This window comes from Roseinatronobacter sp. S2 (assembly GCF_029581395.1).
GTDB lineage: Bacteria > Pseudomonadota > Alphaproteobacteria > Rhodobacterales > Rhodobacteraceae > Roseinatronobacter.
Genome location: NZ_CP121113.1, coordinates 3,045,443 through 3,064,643 on the forward strand (window position 1 = coordinate 3,045,443; position 19,201 = coordinate 3,064,643).

The 19,201-nt window shown below is 61.1% G+C and carries 17 protein-coding genes; 6 read left to right on the forward strand and 11 right to left on the reverse strand.

From position 1 onward, the window contains the following. Positions 1-66: 66 nt before the first annotated feature. Positions 67-1,671, reverse strand: a complete 1,605-nt coding sequence (locus P8S53_RS14705) for a carboxyl transferase domain-containing protein (protein WP_277804723.1) — start codon at positions 1,669-1,671, stop codon at positions 67-69. Between the two features lie 167 nt (positions 1,672-1,838). Between P8S53_RS14705 and P8S53_RS14710 the strand changes: the two genes are divergently transcribed. Then, complete coding sequence (locus P8S53_RS14710) at positions 1,839-2,441, forward strand: OmpW family protein (RefSeq protein WP_277804724.1); 603 nt, start codon at positions 1,839-1,841, stop codon at positions 2,439-2,441. 80 nt (positions 2,442-2,521) lie between these two features. On the opposite strand, the gene P8S53_RS14715 is transcribed toward P8S53_RS14710, so the two are convergent. The 3 genes from P8S53_RS14715 to thrS form a co-directional block, all read right to left on the reverse strand. After that, the gene (locus P8S53_RS14715) at positions 2,522-3,010 is read right to left on the reverse strand and encodes a lysozyme inhibitor LprI family protein (RefSeq protein WP_277804725.1); all 489 of its coding nucleotides are present in this window, start codon (positions 3,008-3,010) and stop codon (positions 2,522-2,524) included. A gap of 33 nt (positions 3,011-3,043) precedes the next feature. Further along, a complete protein-coding gene (locus P8S53_RS14720; RefSeq protein ID WP_277804726.1) occupies positions 3,044-4,207 on the reverse strand; it encodes an isovaleryl-CoA dehydrogenase in 1,164 nt (387 codons plus the stop codon). Between the two features lie 145 nt (positions 4,208-4,352). Then, positions 4,353-6,299 carry a threonine--tRNA ligase gene (thrS, locus tag P8S53_RS14725; protein WP_277804727.1) on the reverse strand — a complete coding sequence of 649 codons (1,947 nt, stop codon included), beginning with the start codon at positions 6,297-6,299 and terminating at the stop codon, positions 4,353-4,355. A gap of 143 nt (positions 6,300-6,442) precedes the next feature. Between thrS and P8S53_RS14730 the strand changes: the two genes are divergently transcribed. Further along, entirely contained in the window at positions 6,443-7,741 is a 1,299-nt protein-coding gene (locus tag P8S53_RS14730; RefSeq protein ID WP_277804728.1) for an MFS transporter, read from the forward strand. A gap of 20 nt (positions 7,742-7,761) precedes the next feature. Here the strand turns inward: P8S53_RS14730 and P8S53_RS14735 are convergent, their stop codons facing one another. Together P8S53_RS14735 and gltX are read right to left on the reverse strand one after the other, a co-directional pair. Continuing rightward, entirely contained in the window at positions 7,762-9,804 is a 2,043-nt protein-coding gene (locus tag P8S53_RS14735; protein WP_277804729.1) for an AsmA family protein, read from the reverse strand. Between the two features lie 119 nt (positions 9,805-9,923). Further along, positions 9,924-11,252, reverse strand: coding sequence for a glutamate--tRNA ligase (gltX, locus tag P8S53_RS14740; protein ID WP_277804730.1), 1,329 nt, complete (start codon positions 11,250-11,252; stop codon positions 9,924-9,926). Positions 11,253-11,347: 95 nt separating this feature from the next. On the opposite strand from gltX, the gene P8S53_RS14745 reads away from it, so the two are divergent. Then, the gene (locus P8S53_RS14745) at positions 11,348-11,767 is read left to right on the forward strand and encodes a metallopeptidase family protein (protein ID WP_277804731.1); all 420 of its coding nucleotides are present in this window, start codon (positions 11,348-11,350) and stop codon (positions 11,765-11,767) included. 201 nt (positions 11,768-11,968) lie between these two features. On the opposite strand, the gene aroB is transcribed toward P8S53_RS14745, so the two are convergent. Continuing rightward, complete coding sequence (aroB, locus tag P8S53_RS14750) at positions 11,969-13,087, reverse strand: 3-dehydroquinate synthase (RefSeq protein ID WP_277804732.1); 1,119 nt, start codon at positions 13,085-13,087, stop codon at positions 11,969-11,971. Next, the gene (locus P8S53_RS14755; RefSeq protein WP_277804733.1) at positions 13,084-13,635 is read right to left on the reverse strand and encodes a shikimate kinase; all 552 of its coding nucleotides are present in this window, start codon (positions 13,633-13,635) and stop codon (positions 13,084-13,086) included. Before P8S53_RS14755 ends, aroB begins: the two co-directional genes overlap by 4 nt. A 139-nt stretch (positions 13,636-13,774) precedes the next feature. Between P8S53_RS14755 and P8S53_RS14760 the strand changes: the two genes are divergently transcribed. From P8S53_RS14760 to P8S53_RS14770, 3 genes are read left to right on the forward strand one after another with little or no spacing between them, the layout of a single operon-like run. After that, positions 13,775-13,909: a hypothetical protein gene (locus tag P8S53_RS14760; RefSeq protein WP_277804734.1), complete on the forward strand. Its 135-nt coding sequence runs from the start codon at positions 13,775-13,777 to the stop codon at positions 13,907-13,909. Between the two features lie 23 nt (positions 13,910-13,932). Continuing rightward, complete coding sequence (locus tag P8S53_RS14765; RefSeq protein ID WP_277804735.1) at positions 13,933-15,525, forward strand: hypothetical protein; 1,593 nt, start codon at positions 13,933-13,935, stop codon at positions 15,523-15,525. Positions 15,526-15,528: 3 nt separating this feature from the next. After that, positions 15,529-16,464, forward strand: coding sequence for a tyrosine recombinase (locus P8S53_RS14770; RefSeq protein ID WP_277804736.1), 936 nt, complete (start codon positions 15,529-15,531; stop codon positions 16,462-16,464). Here P8S53_RS14770 and lpxB read toward each other — a convergent pair. Genes lpxB through lpxA form a run of 3 tightly spaced genes read right to left on the reverse strand, consistent with a single transcriptional unit; the run spans position 16,421 to position 19,199 of the window. Then, the gene (gene lpxB / locus P8S53_RS14775; protein ID WP_277804737.1) at positions 16,421-17,584 is read right to left on the reverse strand and encodes a lipid-A-disaccharide synthase; all 1,164 of its coding nucleotides are present in this window, start codon (positions 17,582-17,584) and stop codon (positions 16,421-16,423) included. The genes P8S53_RS14770 and lpxB overlap by 44 nt on opposite strands. Next, positions 17,581-18,408 carry an LpxI family protein gene (locus tag P8S53_RS14780; RefSeq protein ID WP_277804738.1) on the reverse strand — a complete coding sequence of 276 codons (828 nt, stop codon included), beginning with the start codon at positions 18,406-18,408 and terminating at the stop codon, positions 17,581-17,583. Before P8S53_RS14780 ends, lpxB begins: the two co-directional genes overlap by 4 nt. Further along, entirely contained in the window at positions 18,405-19,199 is a 795-nt protein-coding gene (lpxA, locus tag P8S53_RS14785; RefSeq protein ID WP_277804739.1) for an acyl-ACP--UDP-N-acetylglucosamine O-acyltransferase, read from the reverse strand. Before lpxA ends, P8S53_RS14780 begins: the two co-directional genes overlap by 4 nt. Between the last annotated feature and the right edge of the window lie 2 nt (positions 19,200-19,201).

Below are 19,201 nucleotides of genomic sequence, written 5' to 3' on the forward strand. Positions count from 1 at the left end.
TGAATGCAAGATGAAGCCCCCGCAGTTTCATCTTGCGCAAAATACTCCCGCCGGAGGCGATCTTTTTTACATCCTGAACACACCGAAGCGCGTGTCCTCAATCGGGGCATTCAATGCGGCCGACAGTGACAGCGCCAACACCTGCCGGGACTGGCGGGGGTCGATGATGCCATCATCCCAAAGCCGCGCACTGGCATAAAGCGGGTGGGACTGGCGCTCGAACATCTCGACCGTGGGGCGCTTGAATTCGGCTTCGTCTTGCGCACCCCAGCTTTCGCCCGCGCGTTCCAGCGCGTCGCGTTTCACAGTGGCCAGCACGCCTGCAGCCTGCGCACCGCCCATAACGGAAATGCGGCTGTTGGGCCATGTCCACAGGAAACGCGGGCTGTAGGCGCGGCCAGCCATGCCGTAATTTCCCGCGCCAAAACTGCCGCCCACCAGCATTGTAATCTTTGGCACGGATGTGGTGGCGACCGCCGTGACCATTTTGGCCCCGTGGCGCGCGATGCCTTCGTTTTCATACTTGCGCCCGACCATGAAGCCCGTGATGTTTTGCAGGAACACCAGCGGAATGCGGCGCTGGCTGCACAGTTCGATAAAATGCGCGCCCTTCACCGCAGCCTCGGAAAACAGCACCCCGTTATTGGCCACAATCCCCACGGGGCAGCCCATGACATGTGCAAAACCAGTGACCAGCGTTTCCCCGAAGCGGGGTTTGAATTCATCAAAGCGCGAGCCATCGACCACGCGGGCAATCACTTCGCGAATGTCATAAGGTGTGCGCAGATCAGCGGGCACGACGCCGAATATTTCATCCGGGTCATAGGCGGGATCTTCGGGCGTCTGCCACTGAACCGTCGCGGGCTTTGCGCGGTTCAGGTGACTGACAGCACGGCGGGCAAGCGCCAGCGCATGGGCGTCATCTTCAGCCAGATAATCAGCCACGCCCGACAGGCGCGTGTGTACATCGCCGCCACCCAGATCTTCGGCGCTGACCACTTCGCCGGTGGCGGCCCTGACCAGCGGCGGACCTGCCAGAAAGATGGTGCCCTGATCGCGCACAATGATGGTGACATCCGACATGGCGGGCACATAGGCCCCGCCCGCTGTGCATGATCCCATCACAACGGCAATCTGCGCAATCCCCTTGGCTGACATCTGCGCCTGATTGTAGAAAATGCGCCCGAAATGGTCGCGGTCGGGAAACACCTCGTCCTGATTGGGCAGATTCGCACCGCCACTATCGACCAGATAGACACAAGGCAGATGGTTTTGTTCGGCGATTTCCTGCGCGCGCAGATGCTTCTTGACCGTCATCGGGTAATAGGTGCCGCCCTTTACGGTGGCATCATTGCAGATGATCATGCAGTCCTGCCCCGACACCTGACCGATCCCCGCGATCACCCCGGCACAGGGCGCAGCCCCGCCATACAGGCCATGCGCCGCCGTCGCGCCCACTTCCAGAAACGGGCTGCCTGCATCCAGCAGGTTGGCAACGCGGTCGCGTGGCAGCATCTTGCCACGCGCCAGATGGCGCGCGCGGGCCTTTTCGCCGCCGCCCAGTTGTGCCAAATTTGTCGCCGCACGTATTTCTGCCAAGGCGGCTGTGTGCCCGTCATGATTGGCCCGAAACATGTCCGACCCTGCAAGCACAGATGACTGAAGCTTCATGCCCTACCCCCGATGTAAATGTTATCTCCGATCAGCCTGCCACGACACGGCGTGCCGCGTTGCGACACTGCGCCACAGCCAGGGCTTGCCGAAGTTTGATGCAGGTCAAAGCGGCCCGCCCCAGAGGCACGCAACATCCGCGCACTTCGCATAAATGGGGAAAGACCATGAAAATAAATAATATTCTTGCATGTGCAATTTCTGCACTGGCACTGTCGGGCGGGGCTGCCATGGCACAACAGGCTGGCGACTGGACGCTGGGTGTGGGCATTGGCCATGTGAACCCGAAATCCAACAACGGGACGCTCGCGACCCTTCCCGCCAGCATTGGCAGCAGCACACGCCCGATCCTGACTGCGGAATATTTCATTCAGGACAATCTGGGGATTGAACTGCTGGCGGCGGTGCCGTTCCGCCATTCTATCAGCCTGAGCGGCGTGCAGGTCGGCACCACCAAACAACTGCCACCAACCGTTTCGCTGAACTATCATTTTACCAATGACAGCGCGATTACGCCGTTTCTGGGGGCCGGTGTCAATTACACCAGTTTCTTCAGCACCAGATCGCCGCTTGGCAGTCTGAAGATCAAGGATTCCTGGGGTCTGGCGCTGAATGCAGGTGTTGATTTTGCCGTAAGCGAACGCAGCGCGATCCGCGCGAACCTGCGGTATATCAACATTCAGTCGGATGTATTGCTTGACGGTGTAAATATCGGGAAGGCCAAGATCGACCCTTGGGTTGCGTCGGTATCTTACGTTTACCGATTCTGAGCGGGGCACCAACCGCAGCTTGGGGCGCGCCGGATCGGGGCGCCCTTTTCCTATGGGATTGGTCGCGGCCCCTGCCATGGCTATCGCGCGCCGTGCAGGACGGACCACAGATACAGCGTCTGTTCGGCAGTCATCTGCATGGTGCAGCCCAGAAAGGCCGGGCTGCACCCTGTGCCGCCCTGCCATTGCGCTGCTTCAAAACTGCAACGCGCATCCCGAAACCCGATCCATGCACGCTGCATGTCGCGCGCACTGTCAGACAGGGAAATTGCCGCATTCGTGCGGCCCGCATCTTGCGCGGTCAGATCTGCACGCAGGGCTTGATAGGCGCCATTCAGCTTGCCATCCCAAAGGTCCAGCTCCGCATCCAGACAAAAGCCCATTCCAACCGTCGTTTCCCCGCCGGGCTGTTCCATGCACGCAGTCGCGGCGCGACCAACACAGCCATACGCCTGCGCGTCATCTGACACTGCGGCTAGGCACATCTCTGTCGGGGCAGCATCAAAGCGCAGGTCTGTGGCAGCCGCGGGCGCAGCACCAAGAGCGGCGAAAAGGACGGTCAGGCGCATGGGGTTTTCCTTTTTGACAAGCACAGCCGACTCCTACCCCATTGCCCCCATCAATTCACGCCCTACAAGCATGCGGCGAATTTCCGACGTGCCCGCACCGATTTCCATCAGTTTCGCGTCGCGGAACAAACGGCTGACGGGGCTGTCATTCATGAACCCTGCACCGCCCATAGCCTGCACCGCCTGATGGGCCTGCACCATCGCCTGTTCAGAGGCATAGAGCACGCAGGCGGCCGCATCCGCCCGCGTAACCGCGCCACGGTCACAGGCCTTGGCCACTTCATAGACATAGGCGCGGGCGGAATTCATGGCGGTATACATATCGGCAATCTTGCCCTGCATCAGTTGAAAGCTGCCAATGGGCTGGCCGAACTGGTGCCGGTCGCGCAGGTATGGCATGATTTCATCCAGACACGCCGCCATGATGCCCGTGCCAATGCCCGACAGAACAACGCGTTCATAATCAAGCCCCGACATAAGCACGCGCACGCCACGCCCTTCATCCCCAAGCACATTGTCAAACGGCACTTCCACATCTTCAAACACCAGTTCAGCCGTGTTCGAGCCGCGCATACCCAGCTTGTCGAAATGTGCGCTGGTGGAAAACCCGGTCATGGATTTTTCGATCAGGAACGCCGTGATTCCCTTGCTGCCCGCCGACGCGTCGGTTTTGGCATAGACCACCAGAACATCCGCATCGGGGCCATTGGTGATCCAGTATTTGGTGCCGTTTAGAATATAGCGGTCATTCTTTTTCTCGGCGCGTAGTTTCATGCCCACCACATCGGACCCTGCACCCGCTTCGGACATGGCAAGCGCGCCGACATGCTCGCCACTGACCAGTTTGGGCAGGTAACGTTCGCGCTGCGCGGCCGTTCCGTTCAGCTTGATCTGGTTGACACACAGGTTGGAATGCGCGCCATAAGACAGCGATACCGAAGCCGAGGCCCGCGCGATTTCTTCCACCGCAATAACATGGGCCAGATAGCCCATATCCGCGCCCCCGAAGTGTTCGGGCACGGTGATGCCCAGCAAGCCCAATTCCCCCATTTCGCGCCATAGTTCGGCGGGGAACGTGTTGGTGCGGTCGATCTCTGTCGCCATTGGCTTGACGCGATCTTGTGCCCAGCGGTGGACCATGTCGCGCAGGGCGTTAACCTCATCGCCAAGGTCGAAATTCATTGATGCTGTGAACATGCGCCACCCCTCCCACAACTGAACGCTTGTTCAATTCATACGCAGGCGGGGCGTGTGCGTCAAATGAATTTTATGCGATAAAAACAGACAAGGGGCCATGACGGCCCCTTGTTTTGAGTATTTTTGGCAAGATGAAAATGCGCGCCTAGCGCAGGTCCGGAGGGGTGGCTTCCACGCGCAGCGCGTCAATCAGTGTGCCCAGCGTTTCGGTCGATGTGCGGTTTGCACCAAGCCTGCGCACAGAAACCGTGCCTTCAGCCACTTCGCGCGCGCCAATGGCCAGAATGACGGGCACCTTGCCCACGGAATGTTCGCGCACCTTGTAGTTGATCTTTTCGTTGCGCAAATCCAGTTCGGCACGGATACCGGCCGCCTGCAAGGCCCCTAGCACTTCGGTGCAGTAGCTGTCCGCGTCCGAAATAATGGAAGCCACAACAACCTGACGCGGGGCCAGCCAGAAGGGCAGTTTGCCCGAAAAGTTTTCGATCAGCATGCCGATGAAGCGTTCAAAACTGCCAAGCACCGCGCGGTGCAGCATAACGGGGCGGTGTTTGCCGCCATCTGCACCGATATAGGCCGCGCCCAGCCGTTCCGGCAGGTTGGGGTCCACCTGAAGTGTGCCGCATTGCCAGTCGCGCCCGATGGCATCGGTCAGCACGAATTCCAGTTTCGGGCCGTAAAACGCCCCCTCGCCCGGGAACAGTTCATAGTCATGCCCCGCCGCGCGGCAGGCATTGCCCAAAGCGGCCTCGACCCGGTCCCAGCTTTCATCGTTGCCGATGCGCTTTTCGGGGCGGGTGGACAATTTGATGCGCCACTGATCGAAGCCCAGATCGGCATAGACCCCCGACAGGAATTCAATGAATTTCTTCGATTCCGCCTCGATCTGGTCCTCGGTGCAGAAGATATGCCCGTCATCTTGCGTGAAGCCGCGCACCCGCATGATACCATGCAGCGCACCCGAGGGTTCATAGCGCGCACATGACCCGAATTCAGCCATACGCAAGGGCAGATCCCGATATGATTTCAGCCCGTGGTTATATATCTGCACATGGCAGGGACAGTTCATCGGTTTCAGCGCGTTGACGGTCTTTTCGCGGGCGTGATCCTCGTCAACCTCTACGATGAACATATTCTCCTGATAATTGTCCCAATGGCCCGAATCCTCCCACAGCTTGCGGTTGACGACCTGCGGGGTGTTCACCTCGACATAGCCGTCCTTGCGCTGCTGGCGGCGCATGTAATCTTGCAAGCTGGTATAGATCGACCAGCCATTGGGGTGCCAGAACACCTGACCGGGCGCTTCTTCCTGCATATGGAACAGGTCCATTTCGCGGCCCAGCTTGCGGTGATCGCGCTTGGCGGCTTCCTCCAGCATAGTCAGATGGGCCTTCAGGTCATTGCGGTTCTTGAAGGCCACACCGTAGATACGTTGCAGCATGGGGCGGGTGCTGTCGCCCAGCCAGTAGGCGCCTGCGATATTCATCAGCTTGAACGCATCTGCGGGCACCTGCCCGGTGTGTTGCAAATGCGGGCCACGGCACAAATCCTGCCAAGCCCCGTGCCAATACATGCGCAGCGGCTCGCCCTCGGGGATGCGGTCGATCAGTTCAATCTTGAACGGCTCGCCTGCGTCCTTGTAGTGCTGAATTGCGCGCGCGCGGTCCCACACTTCTGTGCGCACAGGTTCGCGGGCGTTGATGATGTCGCGCATCTTCGCCTCGATCTGCGCAAGGTCTTCGGGGACAAACGGTTCAGCGCGGTCGAAATCGTAAAACCAGCCCTTGTCGCGCACGGGGCCGATGGTGACCTTCACATCCGGCCAGATTTCCTGCACGGCGCGCGCCATGATATGCGCCAGATCGTGGCGGATAAGTTCCAGCGCCTGTGCATCATCTTGCATGGTGTGAATGGCAATGCTGGCATCTTGCATGATCGGCCATTGCAGATCGAAATGCGCACCATCGACCGTGGCCGAAATGGCCTTTTTCGCCAGCGATGTGGAAATGGATGCAGCGACTTCGGCAGGGGTGACGCCTGCGGCGAATTCACGCGCGTTGCCATCAGGGAATGTCAGGGAAATCTGGGCCATTGGCCATGCTCCTCGTCGTTTTGGCGCCCACGGAACGCCCGGTTGCGGGTTATGTCGGGGGTTGATTTCGCTTTCAAGGGAACGAAAGTCAAGCTGGCATCGTTTATTCGGATCGCGATGTGACAAAAAAACGGAGAGGTTTGATGCGGCCAGCCGTGCAGAACGCTTTTGATGCCCTGACATCGGATGATGACGGGCGGGTGTGCAAGGACATCTCTGATGCGGCGTGCAAAGAACAACCGGCCAATTTTTTGCGCCATGCCGCGGCACTTGGACTAAGCAAGGCGGCAGACGGGCTGGCCGACCCTAAGCTGGTTCTGGCATGGTTGATGACACATCTTGGCGCCCCCGCCGGGTTGGTGGGGCTGCTGGTGCCGGTGCGCGAAGCGGGCGCGTTACTGCCGCAACTGTTCACTGCCGCGCGCATTCGCGCCATGACGCGGCGGAAATGGGCGTGGGTGGGCGCGGGCATAGGGCAAGGTGTCGGGGCCGCGATCATCCTGCTGGCCGCATTAACCTTGTCCGGCACCTTGGGCGGGGTGGTCTTGTTGGCAGGGTTGGCACTGGTGGCGCTGTCGCGGTCGGTGGCATCTGTTGCCTATAAGGATGTGCTGGGCAAAACCATTGCCAAGACACGTCGCGGAACCGTCACGGGGCTTGCAGGCAGCGGGGCTGCGGCCGTGACATTGTGTTTCGCCGCCGTGCTTATGGTGTTTTCCGACGCGCGCGCAGGCATTGTTCTGGTGGCACTGGCGCTGGCGGCGCTGTCATGGACGGTGGCGGCTGGCATTTTTGCAGGGCTGGCAGAAGAACGCGGGGCCACCGATGGCGGCGGCAACGGCTGGCGCGCGGCGATTGAGAATTTGCGCTATCTGCGCGAGGATCCACAACTGACCCGTTTTATTCTGGCGCGCGGATTGCTGACATCGACGGCACTTGCGCCCCCCTATCTGGTTGTGATGGCATCAGGGGCTGCGGGGGCTGCACTGGAAGGGCTTGGTGCGCTGGTCGCGGCATCTGCGCTGGCGGGGCTGGTTTCCAGCTATTTCTGGGGCAGGCTGGCCGATATATCCGCGCGCAAGGTTCTTATCCTGACCGGTGTGACAGGCGGCAGCGCATTGATCATGGCGCTGGGTTTCAATGCAGCGGGGCTGGCGCAGACCATCTGGGCGCTGCCATTGGCATTGTTCACACTGGCGCTGGCACATCAGGGGGTGCGGCTGGGGCGGTCCACCTATCTGGTGGATATGGTGGGGCAGGACAGGCGCGCAGTGTATACGGCAATATCCAACACCGTTATCGGCATTGTGCTGCTTGCCAGTGGCATTTTCGGGGCCATTGCCGCATTCGCCGGTCCGCATGTATCCTTAACGCTGTTTGCGCTGATGGCCATTGCAGGGGCTTGGGTGGCTTATGGCCTGAAGGAACTGGGCGGGGGGTGAGCGCGCCCGCATGCACCCTGTCAGTTTCCGCCAAGCAGCCCGCGCAGCCGGTTGCCCAACTCCTGTTCAAGCCCGCGGCGCAGGGTGTCTTCCATCCGCTCGCCTTCTTCGCGTTGCACACCCAGTTCACGTTCCAGACGCTGCGCGGCCTGTTCGCGGGCGCGATCTTCCAGACGACGGGCTTCTTCGCGGGCCAGTTCTTCAACGCGTTCCTGTTCCACGCGAAGCTGTTCGCGCGCCAGCGCTTCCAGATCCAGCCGGAAACGCGGCGCGTCCCATGGGCCGGTGATCATCAGCGGCACGCGCAACCGTTCGTCGCCTTCGCTGCGCAGGGCCGCAGGCGTAACACGGTAATCCAGCGTGCGCGCGCCCAGCGAAACACTTCCGCGTCCGGTCACAGAAAACCGTTGCGCTGCAAGCCTAAGGTCATCATTGCGCAAAACCCCGTCTGAAACTGTGAATGTGCCAGTAATGCTGTCGTAGACGGTGCGGTTGCCTTCGCCCATATAGCTCATATCCAGATTGCGCAGCATGCCCCCCAGATCGAAGCCGATGATTTCCCCCTGATCGAACCGGATCGCCCCATCCCCGCGCAGACTGTTCATGATGGCATGGATCGAATTGCCGACCCCAAGCACGTTAACGTCCATATCAGCGCGGCCCTGAAGCCGCCGGTAATCCGCAACTTCGGTCAACATGGGCAGCAATGATATGTCCCGCGCATTCATATCCGCACGCACGGACAGGCCAGAGCGGTTGTTGGCAACCAACTGGCCCGAAATCCTGCCGCCAAAGATTGCTGTTTCGCGCAGGTCCAGAACGGCGCGCGCATTGTCGATGCTGACATCGAACCGCGAACGCCCCAAGGTTGCCATATCGGTCTGCACACTGTTGAATGCAAGCGACAGTTCTGCATCCATCAGACCGAGTGCGGCTGCATCAATTGCGTCGCGCGACCACCCTTGCGCGCCGCCACCACCACCGGCACCGCTGCCGCCGGTCCCTGAGCGGGCTGCCGCGCCACTGGCGCTGCGCAGATCCAGCACATCCCCCGACAATTCACCCGTCAGCTTCGGGCGCGCGCCCGAAAGGGTCAGATCCGCGCCCCCTTCAAGCCGCAACCTGCCTGCACCCAGACGCGCATTGCGGGCATAAAGCGTGCCATCAGCGGTGCGCGTAATCTGCCCCGAAAACCCAAGCGGCAAATATTCAGGCGGGACATCCCCACCGCTTTGTCCAAGCGCCTGCACGACCGGACGCAACGCGGGAATGTCGGCATCCAACCGCCCCTCGGCAATCATGTCGGCCAGCCCTGCGCGGCCAGAAAATTGCGCGCGTGCCCCCGCAAGGCCCAGATCAAGGCTTAATCCGACAACGGCCCCACTCATCAGGCGCGCGACATTGTCAGTCGCAAGTGTTATCTCCAAAGGCTGGCTGTTCACCTGCGCCGCAAGGGTTATTTCCGCCGGACCGTCCAGCGCGGGCAATCCGAAACTGGCATCCAGCGCGTCCAGCCGAATATCTGTGCCAGATGCGGCATCCCTGTAGCGCACCTGCCCGTCCTGTATCCTGGCCAGACCAAGGGAAAAGGCGCGCGGGCGGATATCGGGGCTTGCAACGCTGTCGCTGGTGTCAGTGCTGCCAGTTCTGTCGTCCTGCGGGGGGGGCGCGCTGGCCCGCATGGCAACTTCCCAGTTTCCGCGCCCCTCGCTGTTGCGCCGCAGATCAATGACAGGGGATTGCAGGACAATCCTGTCAATCTGGATATCCCTGCGCATCAGGGCCGTCAGATCAAGTCCAATTTCCATTTGTTCAGCACGCAAAAGCGGCACATCATCCGCCCAGTCGGCATTGCCAATGGAGATGCCATTGGCCGTGGCCCCAATAACGGGGTAGAAACTGGGCCGCACCGCACCATCGATCGTCAGGCTGCGCCCTGTCGCGGTCTGGAACTGCTGCGCGGCAATCTGTGCAATGCGTTCAGAAGGCAACAGAAACAGGGCTGCCGCGACCAACACGACCAGCCCTGAAATAACCGCGACAACAGCCTTCAACACACGCATGACACCCCCGGTTGGCACAAATGGTTCAACACATTATCGAAACACTAACGCCAAGCTGCCACGAAGTCTTTTCAAAAAAGCGATTTGTGGGAAAGCTGTCTGGCAGACAGCAGCCCTACTCAGTTTTTTGCGCGGACATGTTGCAAAAGTGGCATCAGCGCTGCCATGTCGGGGCCATGCGCCTGCCCAGTCAGGGCCTTGCGCAAGGGCATGAACAACCCGCGCCCCTTGCGGCCGGTCTGCGCCTTGACTGCATCGGTCCAGTCTTTCCATGCCGTCGGCCCATAAGGCGGGGGCGGCAGTAAACCCAGCGCTTCGGCCACGAACTCCGCATCCTCAGCGTCAATCACAGGGTCCGCGCCGTGCTGGCACAGCGACCACCATGGGCCTGCATCATCCAGACGGGTAATGTTTTCACGCGCCACCTGCCAGAATTGCGGGGCGATATCTGCGGGCACGCCAAGGGCCGCCAGATGGTCGGCAACGGCCTCATACGGGCGTGACTGAATATCAGCGCGGGTCAGTGGCCACAAATCCTCGGGGTCGAATTTGGTTGGGGCCGATCCGAATTGCTGCAAATCGAACCCGTCGGCGATCTCGTCCATAGTGGCGCGCAAATCCACCGGCTGGCTGGACCCAAGCCGCGCCATCAGCGACAGCAACGCCATCGGCGTTACGCCCTGCGCGCGCAGATCGCGTAAAGACAGCGTTCCAAGGCGTTTGGACAGCGCTTCGCCCTGCGGGCCGGTCAACAGGGAATGATGGGCAAAGGACGGGGCAGCACCGCCCAGCGCCTGAATGATCTGGATTTGCGTTGCGGTGTTGGTCACATGGTCGGACCCGCGCACAATATGCGTAACCCCCATGTCCATATCATCCACGACCGATGCCAGCGTATACAGAACCTGCCCGTCCGCGCGGATCAGCACAGGGTCGGACACCGACGCTGCATCAATTGACAGCGGCCCCAGAATGCCATCATCCCATTCGATCCGCGTCTGATCCAGCAGAAAACGCCAATACCCGTCGCGTTCGGCCTGCATGCGCAGGCGCGTGGCATCATCCATGTCCAGCGCGGCACGGTCATAGACCGGCGGGCGGCCCATATTCAGTTGCTTCTTGCGCTTCAGGTCCAGCTCGCCCGGCGTCTCAAAACATTCATAAAACCGGCCATCAGCACGCAACCGGTCGGCTGCGTCTTTGTAGCGGTCCAGCCGCTTTGATTGCTGTTCAATCCTATCCCAGCCAATGCCCAGCCACTCCAGATCGTGCTGGATGGCGTCGATATAGTCCTGCTTTGATCGCTCCTGATCAGTGTCATCCAGCCGCAGGATGAATTCACCCCCCGATTTACGGGCGATCAGATAGTTGAACAATGCGGTGCGCAAATTGCCGATATGCAGGTAACCTGTCGGCGATGGCGCGAAGCGGGTGACAATCTTGGACATGGGGACGACCTCCTGATTGGGTCCATGCTTTTTCACAAGCCTTGCGCCAGTGCAAGCCCCGTGCTTTGAGACAGGATTGGACGAAAGCAACCAACATGACCAACACAGCACCGCTATGGGTATCAGCCCTGCCCCCGGACCAGACCATGTTCGCGGAAATCGTGGCACAGACACTTGAAACCCTGCCCGAAGATTTCCGGCAGGCGGCGGGCGCAGTTGCGCTGCAAATCACAGATTTTGCGCCGGACACATTTCTGGCCGAGATGAGCCTTGATGACCCGTTTGAACTGACCGGCCTTTATACCGGCACACCCCTGACTGAAAAATCCGTGATGGACCAACCTATGGAGCCAGACACCATCTGGCTGTTTCGTCGCCCGATTCTGGACGAATGGGTTGCGCGCGGGGATATTGAGCTGGGTGCGCTGATTGCGCATGTGTTCATCCATGAGCTGGCGCATCATTTTGGCTGGTCCGACGGGGACATCGCAACCATCGCGCCGTGGCAGGACTGAATACGCCAAGGCCAATCACCCCGCCGCACTGCGGCAAGATCAGGCCGGATCACCCCGTTTAAAGGTAGCTCATAGCCTTTAGGGGATACCCCAAGGCGCGGAATCAAGGGCGCGGCCCGCCGATGGCGCGGGCTTTATCCAAGAACGAATGTCCCCTTCAGGCCAAACCACCCACCCGCACAGTCCCCCCTGACGTGATAGCTAACCGCGCGCCGCCAGCGCATCCGCCAGCACGGCATGCAGCATATCCGCCGGCACTTCATCACAGACGAAGGCCGCACCAATGTCGCGTGCCAGAATGAAACGCAAACGCCCGTCCTGCACTTTTTTGTCCTGCCCCATCAGCCCGATCAGCGCGTCCGCAGATGGCAGATCGCCCGCAATATCGGCCAGATCAGTGGCCATACCCATCTGACGCAGATGCGCGCGCACGCGGCCGGGGGTTTCCTGCGCGCAAAGCCCCATGCGTGCCGACAGATCGAACGCCAGCGCACAGCCGATTGCAACGCCCTCGCCATGCAACAACCGCTCGCCATAGCCTGTGGCCGCTTCCAGCGCATGGCAAAATGTATGCCCAAGGTTCAAAAGCGCACGGTCGCCTTGTTCGGTTTCATCGCGCGCCACGATATCGGCTTTCATCTGCACAGACCGATGCACCGCATACTGGCGCAGCGCCTTATCCCCGTCCGCCATGGCGGGGGCATTGCGTTCCAGCCAGTCGAAAAACGCGCCATCCCCCAGCAGGCCGTATTTCACAACTTCGCCATATCCGGCCAGAAAATCGCGCCGCGGCAGGGTGTCCAGCAGGTCAATATCCGCCAGAACCAGTGTTGGCTGGTGAAACGCACCGACCAGATTCTTGCCGTGGCGCGTGTTGATGCCGGTCTTGCCGCCCACGGAACTGTCCACCTGCGCCAGCAGCGATGTGGGTATCTGCACGAACCGCACCCCCCGGCGCAGCACAGCCGAGGCAAAGCCCCCCAGATCGCCGATAACACCGCCCCCAAGCGCCACAACCACATCGCGGCGTTCCACCTTTTCATCCAGCAGCCATTCCACGGCCTGCTGCAAACCATCCCAACCCTTGGTTCCTTCACCCGGCGTCAGGGCAAGGGCTGTGCTGTCGATGCCTGCACGGGCCAGCCCCGCTTGCAACCCGTCCAGATGGGACGCGGCAACGCGGGTTTCTGTCAGAACGGGAACGCGCTTGCGGTGCAGAAGCGGCGCAAGCAACGGGCCTGCCTGCGCAAGCAGGCCCTGGCCAATCACCACATCATAGGCGCGCGTGCCCAGCGGCACATGAACACGGTCGATAGTCATCCGGCATATCCTTCCAGCACATCAGGGCGCGTAGACAATTCTTTCAACACAGCGCGCGCCGTGTCGGCTATGGCATAGCCCGGCTTTGTGTGCACTGCCAGATCCGCCTTGGAATAGTAAGGCTCCCGCGCTGTCAGAAGTCCGGCCAGGGTTTCGCGCGGGTTGGCGGTGCGCAACAGCGGGCGTGTCGATTTCTGACGCACGCGCGCCCACAACAATTCAAGATCCGCCTTGATCCAGACAGACACGCCAAGGTCGGATATCAAGGCACGCGTTCCGGCATTCAGAAACGCGCCGCCGCCCACGGACAGGATGCCGGGGTGACCGCGCATCAGGCGTGCAATAACCTCGGCCTCTCGGGCGCGAAAAAACGATTCACCGTCGCGCTCGAATATCTCGGCGATGCTCATTTGCGCGGCTTCAACGATTTCCTCATCCGAATCGCGGAAGGACACATTCAAGCACTGTGCCAATTCCCGGCCAACTGCTGTCTTGCCTGCCCCCATCATTCCCACAAGCACCACGGTTTTATGCAATTTCATGCCCAAGCTCCGCCCCTTCGCCCGCCCCTCAACAAGTTTTCGTGGCCTGCATTGTCCTTGTCGTGATATTGCGGCACTGTCAAAAGGGAAACCCCCCGCAGCGTTCTTCGTGAAAAGAGGGGCAGCTTAATGAAAGGCAGGCAGAATGCGACATCTGGTACGGCTTATTCTGGTTCTGGCGGTGTTGGCCAGTCTGGCCGTCGTGGCCTATGCATATTTCGGGGACATGTCCGCCGAACAGCGCAGTTTCGAAACACCGGTCACACTGGACGTGAATTGAATCATCGCTTTACGCATATATCCTTGGCCCGTCACACGGGGCTGGCCGGACTGGTCCTTGCCTTTGCAATGACCCTGTCGATGCCGCTTGGCGCGCAATCGCTACAGGCGGGGCGTCCGTTGAATGCGATAGAGTGGCTGGAAGACGCCATGTCCCACCCCATCCCCCCCGACATGACTGAACATGACCACACCAACGGGGCATTGCCCCCGATTGCCCCGCGGGGCGATGCGGATGACATTGCGGTTACCCCGCTGTCGCCGCCTGCGCTGGATCAGGTGGGGCTGTTTGTCCCCGAACGCGCGGGCCTGCCGCGCGACCTGTGGGGACAAGCCCCCATATCCGAGGTGCTGGCCGGTATTTCGGCCCTGCCGGTGGATACGGTGCCAAGCGCACTGCAACTGGAATACAGAGTGTTGCTTGCAGAATTCGCGCCGCCCGCGCAATTGCAACCGGAAACCCAAGGCACGGTGCTGAACGCCCGCGTGGACAAGCTGATGGCCATGGGCGCGCTGGAACAAGCCACCCAACTGATTGATGCAGCCCCCGTGCGCACCGCAGCGCTGAATGCCCGCGCATTCGACATTGCGCTGCTATTGGGCGAAGAAGACCGCGCCTGCGCCGATATGAGCGGCCAGATCACCACCGATTTCGGCCATGGCGCACAGATTTTCTGTCTGGCGCGCCGTGGCGACTGGCAAGCAGCCTATATGACATTGAACGTCACCAAATCTTTGGGGCTGCTGGAGCAAAGTGAAGCGGCACTTCTGCTGCGGTTTCTGGAAGAAGAAGACGCCACATTCACCCCGCCCCCGCCTGCCGAATTGTCGCCATTGGGCTGGCGCATCCTTGAAGCACTGGGCGATCCGGTGCCCACCGCCAGCCTGACTGTGGCCTATGCCTATGCCGATCTGCGTGGCACAAGCGGCTGGCGCGCGCAGCTTGATGCCGCAGAACGCCTGACGCGCGCGGGTGTCATGCAGCCCAACCGCCTGCTGGGCCTTTATGCGCAGCGCCGCCCCGCCGCATCAGGCGGGGTGTGGGAACGCGTGCGCGCCGTGCAATCGCTGGATCAGGCCCTTGCAACCGGTGACAGCACGGCCCTGTCACAGGCGCTGACAACCGCGTGGCCCCAGTTCGTCAGTGTGGAACTGGAAGTGGCCTTTGCACAGATGTTTGCCGAAGCCCTGACCGAAGGCAGGGTAGATCCCACGTCGCTGGACACCACCGCGCGCGGCATCGTCTGGCATATACTGCTTCTGGCGCAAACCCGGCTGGATCTGGCTGCGCAACTTGCCCCCAACACAAGCACGGCACGGCTGGCAACCGCTTTGGCGTTGCACGAAACCGACCTGCCTGCTGTCGATAACTCGTCCATGGCCGCAGCCATTGCACAGGCGTTTTCCCCGGGTGACTACACACCGGACAATGCCCCCCAGCGCCCTGCCACGTCGGGCGGCATTGTGCTGCTGGACGGGTTGAACAATATTGCGCATGCCGCCATAGGCGATCCGCGTGCAGCACGGCTGGGGCTACAGGCCTTGTTGTCGTTGGGACTGGACAGCGCAGCGCGCCAGATTGCCGTCGAATTGCTGCTGCTTGAACGACGTGGATAGGACATGACGCTGCATCAGGATTACCGATGGATTTCCACTTTCCTTGATGCCACCGCCGCCGAGGCAGGCGCGGCCCGCAATACCCAGCTGGCTTACGGCCGTGATTTGCGTGATCTTGCCGATTGGGCACAATCAAAATCGCTGGGTTTTGAAAGCCTGACGCGTGCGGATATCGAAGCTTATCTGGTGTATTGCGACGCGCAAGGGCTGGCGCGCACCACGCGCGCGCGGCGCTTGTCCTCCATCCGTGCGATGTATCGCTTTGCCTATGCCGAAGGCTGGCGCAGCGATGACCCTGCCAGCCGCATCAGCGGCCCCGGCAAGTCAAGGAAACTGCCAGATACCCTGTCGCATGACGACATATCAGCCTTGCTGGACGCGGCACGCGCAACCGGCCGGACCGATGCCGACAGGCTGCGCAACACCTGCCTGATGGAATTGCTGTATGCCACCGGCCTGCGCGTCACGGAACTTGTCGGCCTGCCGGTTGCGGCGGTGCGCGGTGATCCGCGCATGATCCTTGTGCGCGGCAAGGGCGGGCGTGAACGCATGGTGCCGCTGTCAAAACCCGCGCGCACTGCCCTGACAGACTGGCTGCAACATTGGGACCGGCAGGCAGCGGAATTGCGTGCAAAACGCCTGCCGGAGCCACGCTTTTTGTTCCCGTCCAGCGGGCGTGACGGGCATTTCAGCCGCGTCGGTTTTTTCCTTGTGCTTAAGGAAATCGCGCTGAAGGCCGGTCTTGACCCTGCACGCATCAGCCCGCATGTGCTGCGCCATGCCTTTGCCACGCATCTGCTGGCGGGCGGGGCGGATTTGCGCGCGATCCAGACACTTCTGGGACATGCCGACGTGTCCACAACAGAAATCTACACCCATGTTCTGGAAGAACGGCTTAAGACGCTGGTGCTGGACCATCACCCGCTCGCAAAGCCATGAAATCCAGCACGGATTGCGCCGCGCGCAACCCCGGCGGGGTGCCCCCCTGCCCCAGCCGCGCCATTGTCAGGCCCATGGCGTCAAACTGCGCGCTTCGGGCACCTGCATCATTCAGCAGCGTTTTCAACGCGGCCGCAATCCGGTCAGGCTGGCAGTCGCGCCCCAGAAATTCCGGGATTGCGCGTGTTTCCGACACCAGATTGACCAGGGTGACCGTGTCCAGCTTGATCAGGCGTTGCGCCAGAAAACGGGTCAGCGGGGCGACATCATAGGCAATGACCATGGGCGTGCCATTCGCGGCCAGTTCCAGCGACACGGTGCCTGATGCCGCCAACGCCAGATCTGCCGCGCCAAACGCTGCGCGCTTGGCGGCGCTGTCGACCAGCACTTCGGCACGCACCGGCCATTGCGCCACTTGCGCGCGCATGAAATCTGCCTGCGCGCGCACCGTGGGCACCAGAATGCGGGCATTTTGCGGCAGGGCCTGTGCCAGCGCCAGACCGAAACGCGGCGCAAGGCGCGCGATTTCCCCCCTGCGTGATCCCGGCAAGGCCAGCACCAACGGGCCATCATGCGCCCCCGCGCGCAGCTGTTCGATGTCAGACGCCTGCGCGCGCGGTTCGGACACGACGGGATGACCCACAAAATCGCAACTCATGCCCGCCGCTTGCATAAAGGGCGGTTCAAACGGCAACAGTGCAAGCACATGATCCACCAACGGGGCCATTCGCGCCGCGCGCTTTGGTCGCCACGCCCAGACAGACGGTGCCACATAATGCACAACACGAAGCGCGGGTCGTGCCGCGCGGGCCAGCTTCAGCACGCGCAGGCAAAAATCGGGGCTGTCGATTGTGATAACCACATCGGGCGCAGCGCGGGCAATTGCAGCAGCGGTTTCACGGATGCGCGCGCGCAACATGCGGATACGCGGCAGCACCTCTGCCAGCCCCATCACGGATAGATCCGACATCGGGAACAAGGACACCAATCCCTGTTCGGCCATGGCATCGCCACCGACACCCGTGAATTCCACATGCGGGGCCAGTTCGCGTAGCCCTGCCATCAGCGCGCCGCCCAGTTTGTCGCCTGACGGCTCGCCCGCGATGATAAAGACCTTCAAGGCGCGTCCATGGCCCACAGGAAAACCCCAAGCATATTGGCCTGCGTCAGCATCTGGTCACGGTCAATCAGCAACACGCCCCCCGCATCAAAGGCAATACCGCGCAGCCCGGCCTTGTGTATGGCGGACACCGTGTCCGGTCCCAATGCGGGCAGATCGATCCGGCGGTCCTGATCAGGTTTCGGGGCCTTGCAGAACACCCCACCCGCAGGCAATTCAACACCGCGCGCGCGCAATTCAGCCAGATGCGCCAGCATGACATCGGTGCCCGGCAAGGCCTCGACCGCCAGGCACTGGCCGCGCGCGGTCACGCAGCCCTGCCCCACATCAGCGGCGCCCATCACCTGCAACACGCGAAAACCGCGCATCGCATCCTTTTTGTCCTGCGACGATGGCTGCGCGTCAGTCAGAACACCCGCATCCGCCAGCAATTCGGGGCAGATATCCTGCGCACCAACAACATCAATGCCCCATTCGCCCATCAGGGTGATCACTTCGCGCAGCGTGCCATCATCGCCCTGTTGCATTGCCGCCATGATCCGCGGCAAAAGCTGCACGGTGGCAGGATCAATCAGCGATGGGTCCAGTCGCGGGCGATGCACAGCGCCTGCAAATACCGCACGGGTCACGCCCTGATCTTGCAGGCGGTCCAGAAAAGGCACCAGTTGTTCCAGCCGGAAACGTTCCACCGCTCCATGCGCGGGCGTAAGGCTTTCAAAGCCCTCCATCTCGGCCAATAGCGGGGTTTCACCTGCGGAGCGCAGGCGTTCGGCCAGCAAATGCGGCAAACGGCCCTTGCCGGTTATCAGCGCAGTGCGGGTCATTTCGGACGCAAAAAGCTGCGGTGGCTGTTATCGGTGAAGAAACTGGCGATCTGTTGCACGGCATCTGAATCGCTGTCTTGCAGCAGGGCCTGCGCCATATCCGCCAATGAACCATCACCAGTGGCCAGCCGCTTATAGGCCGCGCGCAGTGCCGAAATATCCTCGCGGGCCATGCCGCGCCGCTTCAGGCCAATCAGGTTCAACCCTTCCAGCGTGCCATCAGGGCCGGAAACCAGCCCGAACGGCATGACATCATGGGTCACGCGCGTCAGGCCGCCGATCATCGCACCTTCGCCAACACGCACAAACTGGTGCACGCCAGCCAGCGCACCAATGATGACATTGGTTTCGATGATCGCATGGCCTGCAACGCCCACATAATTGGCAAGGATCACATTGTCACCGATTTGCGCATCATGGCCCACATGCGCGCCCGCCATGATAAGGCAGTTATCCCCGATACGCGTCACGCCCCCGCCACCATCGGTGCCGATATGCAGTGTGGCATTTTCACGGATACGACATTTCTTGCCCACAATCAGCCGCGTGCGCTCGCCCGCGTATTTCAGGTCCTGCGGAATTTCACCCACAGATGCGAAGGAAAAGATTGTGCAGCCATCGCCGATATCGGTCCAGCCGGTGACCAGTGCATGCGGTTTGACCGTCACGCCCCGCCCCAATGTCACCTCTGGGCCGATAATGGCGAAGGGGCCGATTTTGCAATCAGGCCCTATGGTGGCACCATCGTCCACAACCGCCATGGGATGAATATCTGCGCTGGGGTCTATCATGC

Bases quoted from the DNA above. Each gene is read 5' to 3' on its own strand.
- P8S53_RS14780 (WP_277804738.1), bottom strand. From the start codon at position 18,408: ATGACCCGCACTGCGCTGATAACCGGCAAGGGCCGTTTGCCGCATTTG.
- P8S53_RS14760 (WP_277804734.1), top strand. From the start codon at position 13,775: ATGCGACATCTGGTACGGCTTATTCTGGTTCTGGCGGTGTTGGCCAGT.
- P8S53_RS14735 (WP_277804729.1), bottom strand. From the start codon at position 9,804: ATGCGTGTGTTGAAGGCTGTTGTCGCGGTTATTTCAGGGCTGGTCGTG.
- gltX (WP_277804730.1), bottom strand. From the start codon at position 11,252: ATGTCCAAGATTGTCACCCGCTTCGCGCCATCGCCGACAGGTTACCTG.
- P8S53_RS14705 (WP_277804723.1), bottom strand. From the start codon at position 1,671: ATGAAGCTTCAGTCATCTGTGCTTGCAGGGTCGGACATGTTTCGGGCC.
- P8S53_RS14730 (WP_277804728.1), top strand. From the start codon at position 6,443: ATGCGGCCAGCCGTGCAGAACGCTTTTGATGCCCTGACATCGGATGAT.
- aroB (WP_277804732.1), bottom strand. From the start codon at position 13,087: ATGACTATCGACCGTGTTCATGTGCCGCTGGGCACGCGCGCCTATGAT.
- P8S53_RS14745 (WP_277804731.1), top strand. From the start codon at position 11,348: ATGACCAACACAGCACCGCTATGGGTATCAGCCCTGCCCCCGGACCAG.
- P8S53_RS14710 (WP_277804724.1), top strand. From the start codon at position 1,839: ATGAAAATAAATAATATTCTTGCATGTGCAATTTCTGCACTGGCACTG.
- P8S53_RS14715 (WP_277804725.1), bottom strand. From the start codon at position 3,010: ATGCGCCTGACCGTCCTTTTCGCCGCTCTTGGTGCTGCGCCCGCGGCT.
- lpxA (WP_277804739.1), bottom strand. From the start codon at position 19,199: ATGATAGACCCCAGCGCAGATATTCATCCCATGGCGGTTGTGGACGAT.
- P8S53_RS14720 (WP_277804726.1), bottom strand. From the start codon at position 4,207: ATGTTCACAGCATCAATGAATTTCGACCTTGGCGATGAGGTTAACGCC.
- P8S53_RS14770 (WP_277804736.1), top strand. From the start codon at position 15,529: ATGACGCTGCATCAGGATTACCGATGGATTTCCACTTTCCTTGATGCC.
- thrS (WP_277804727.1), bottom strand. From the start codon at position 6,299: ATGGCCCAGATTTCCCTGACATTCCCTGATGGCAACGCGCGTGAATTC.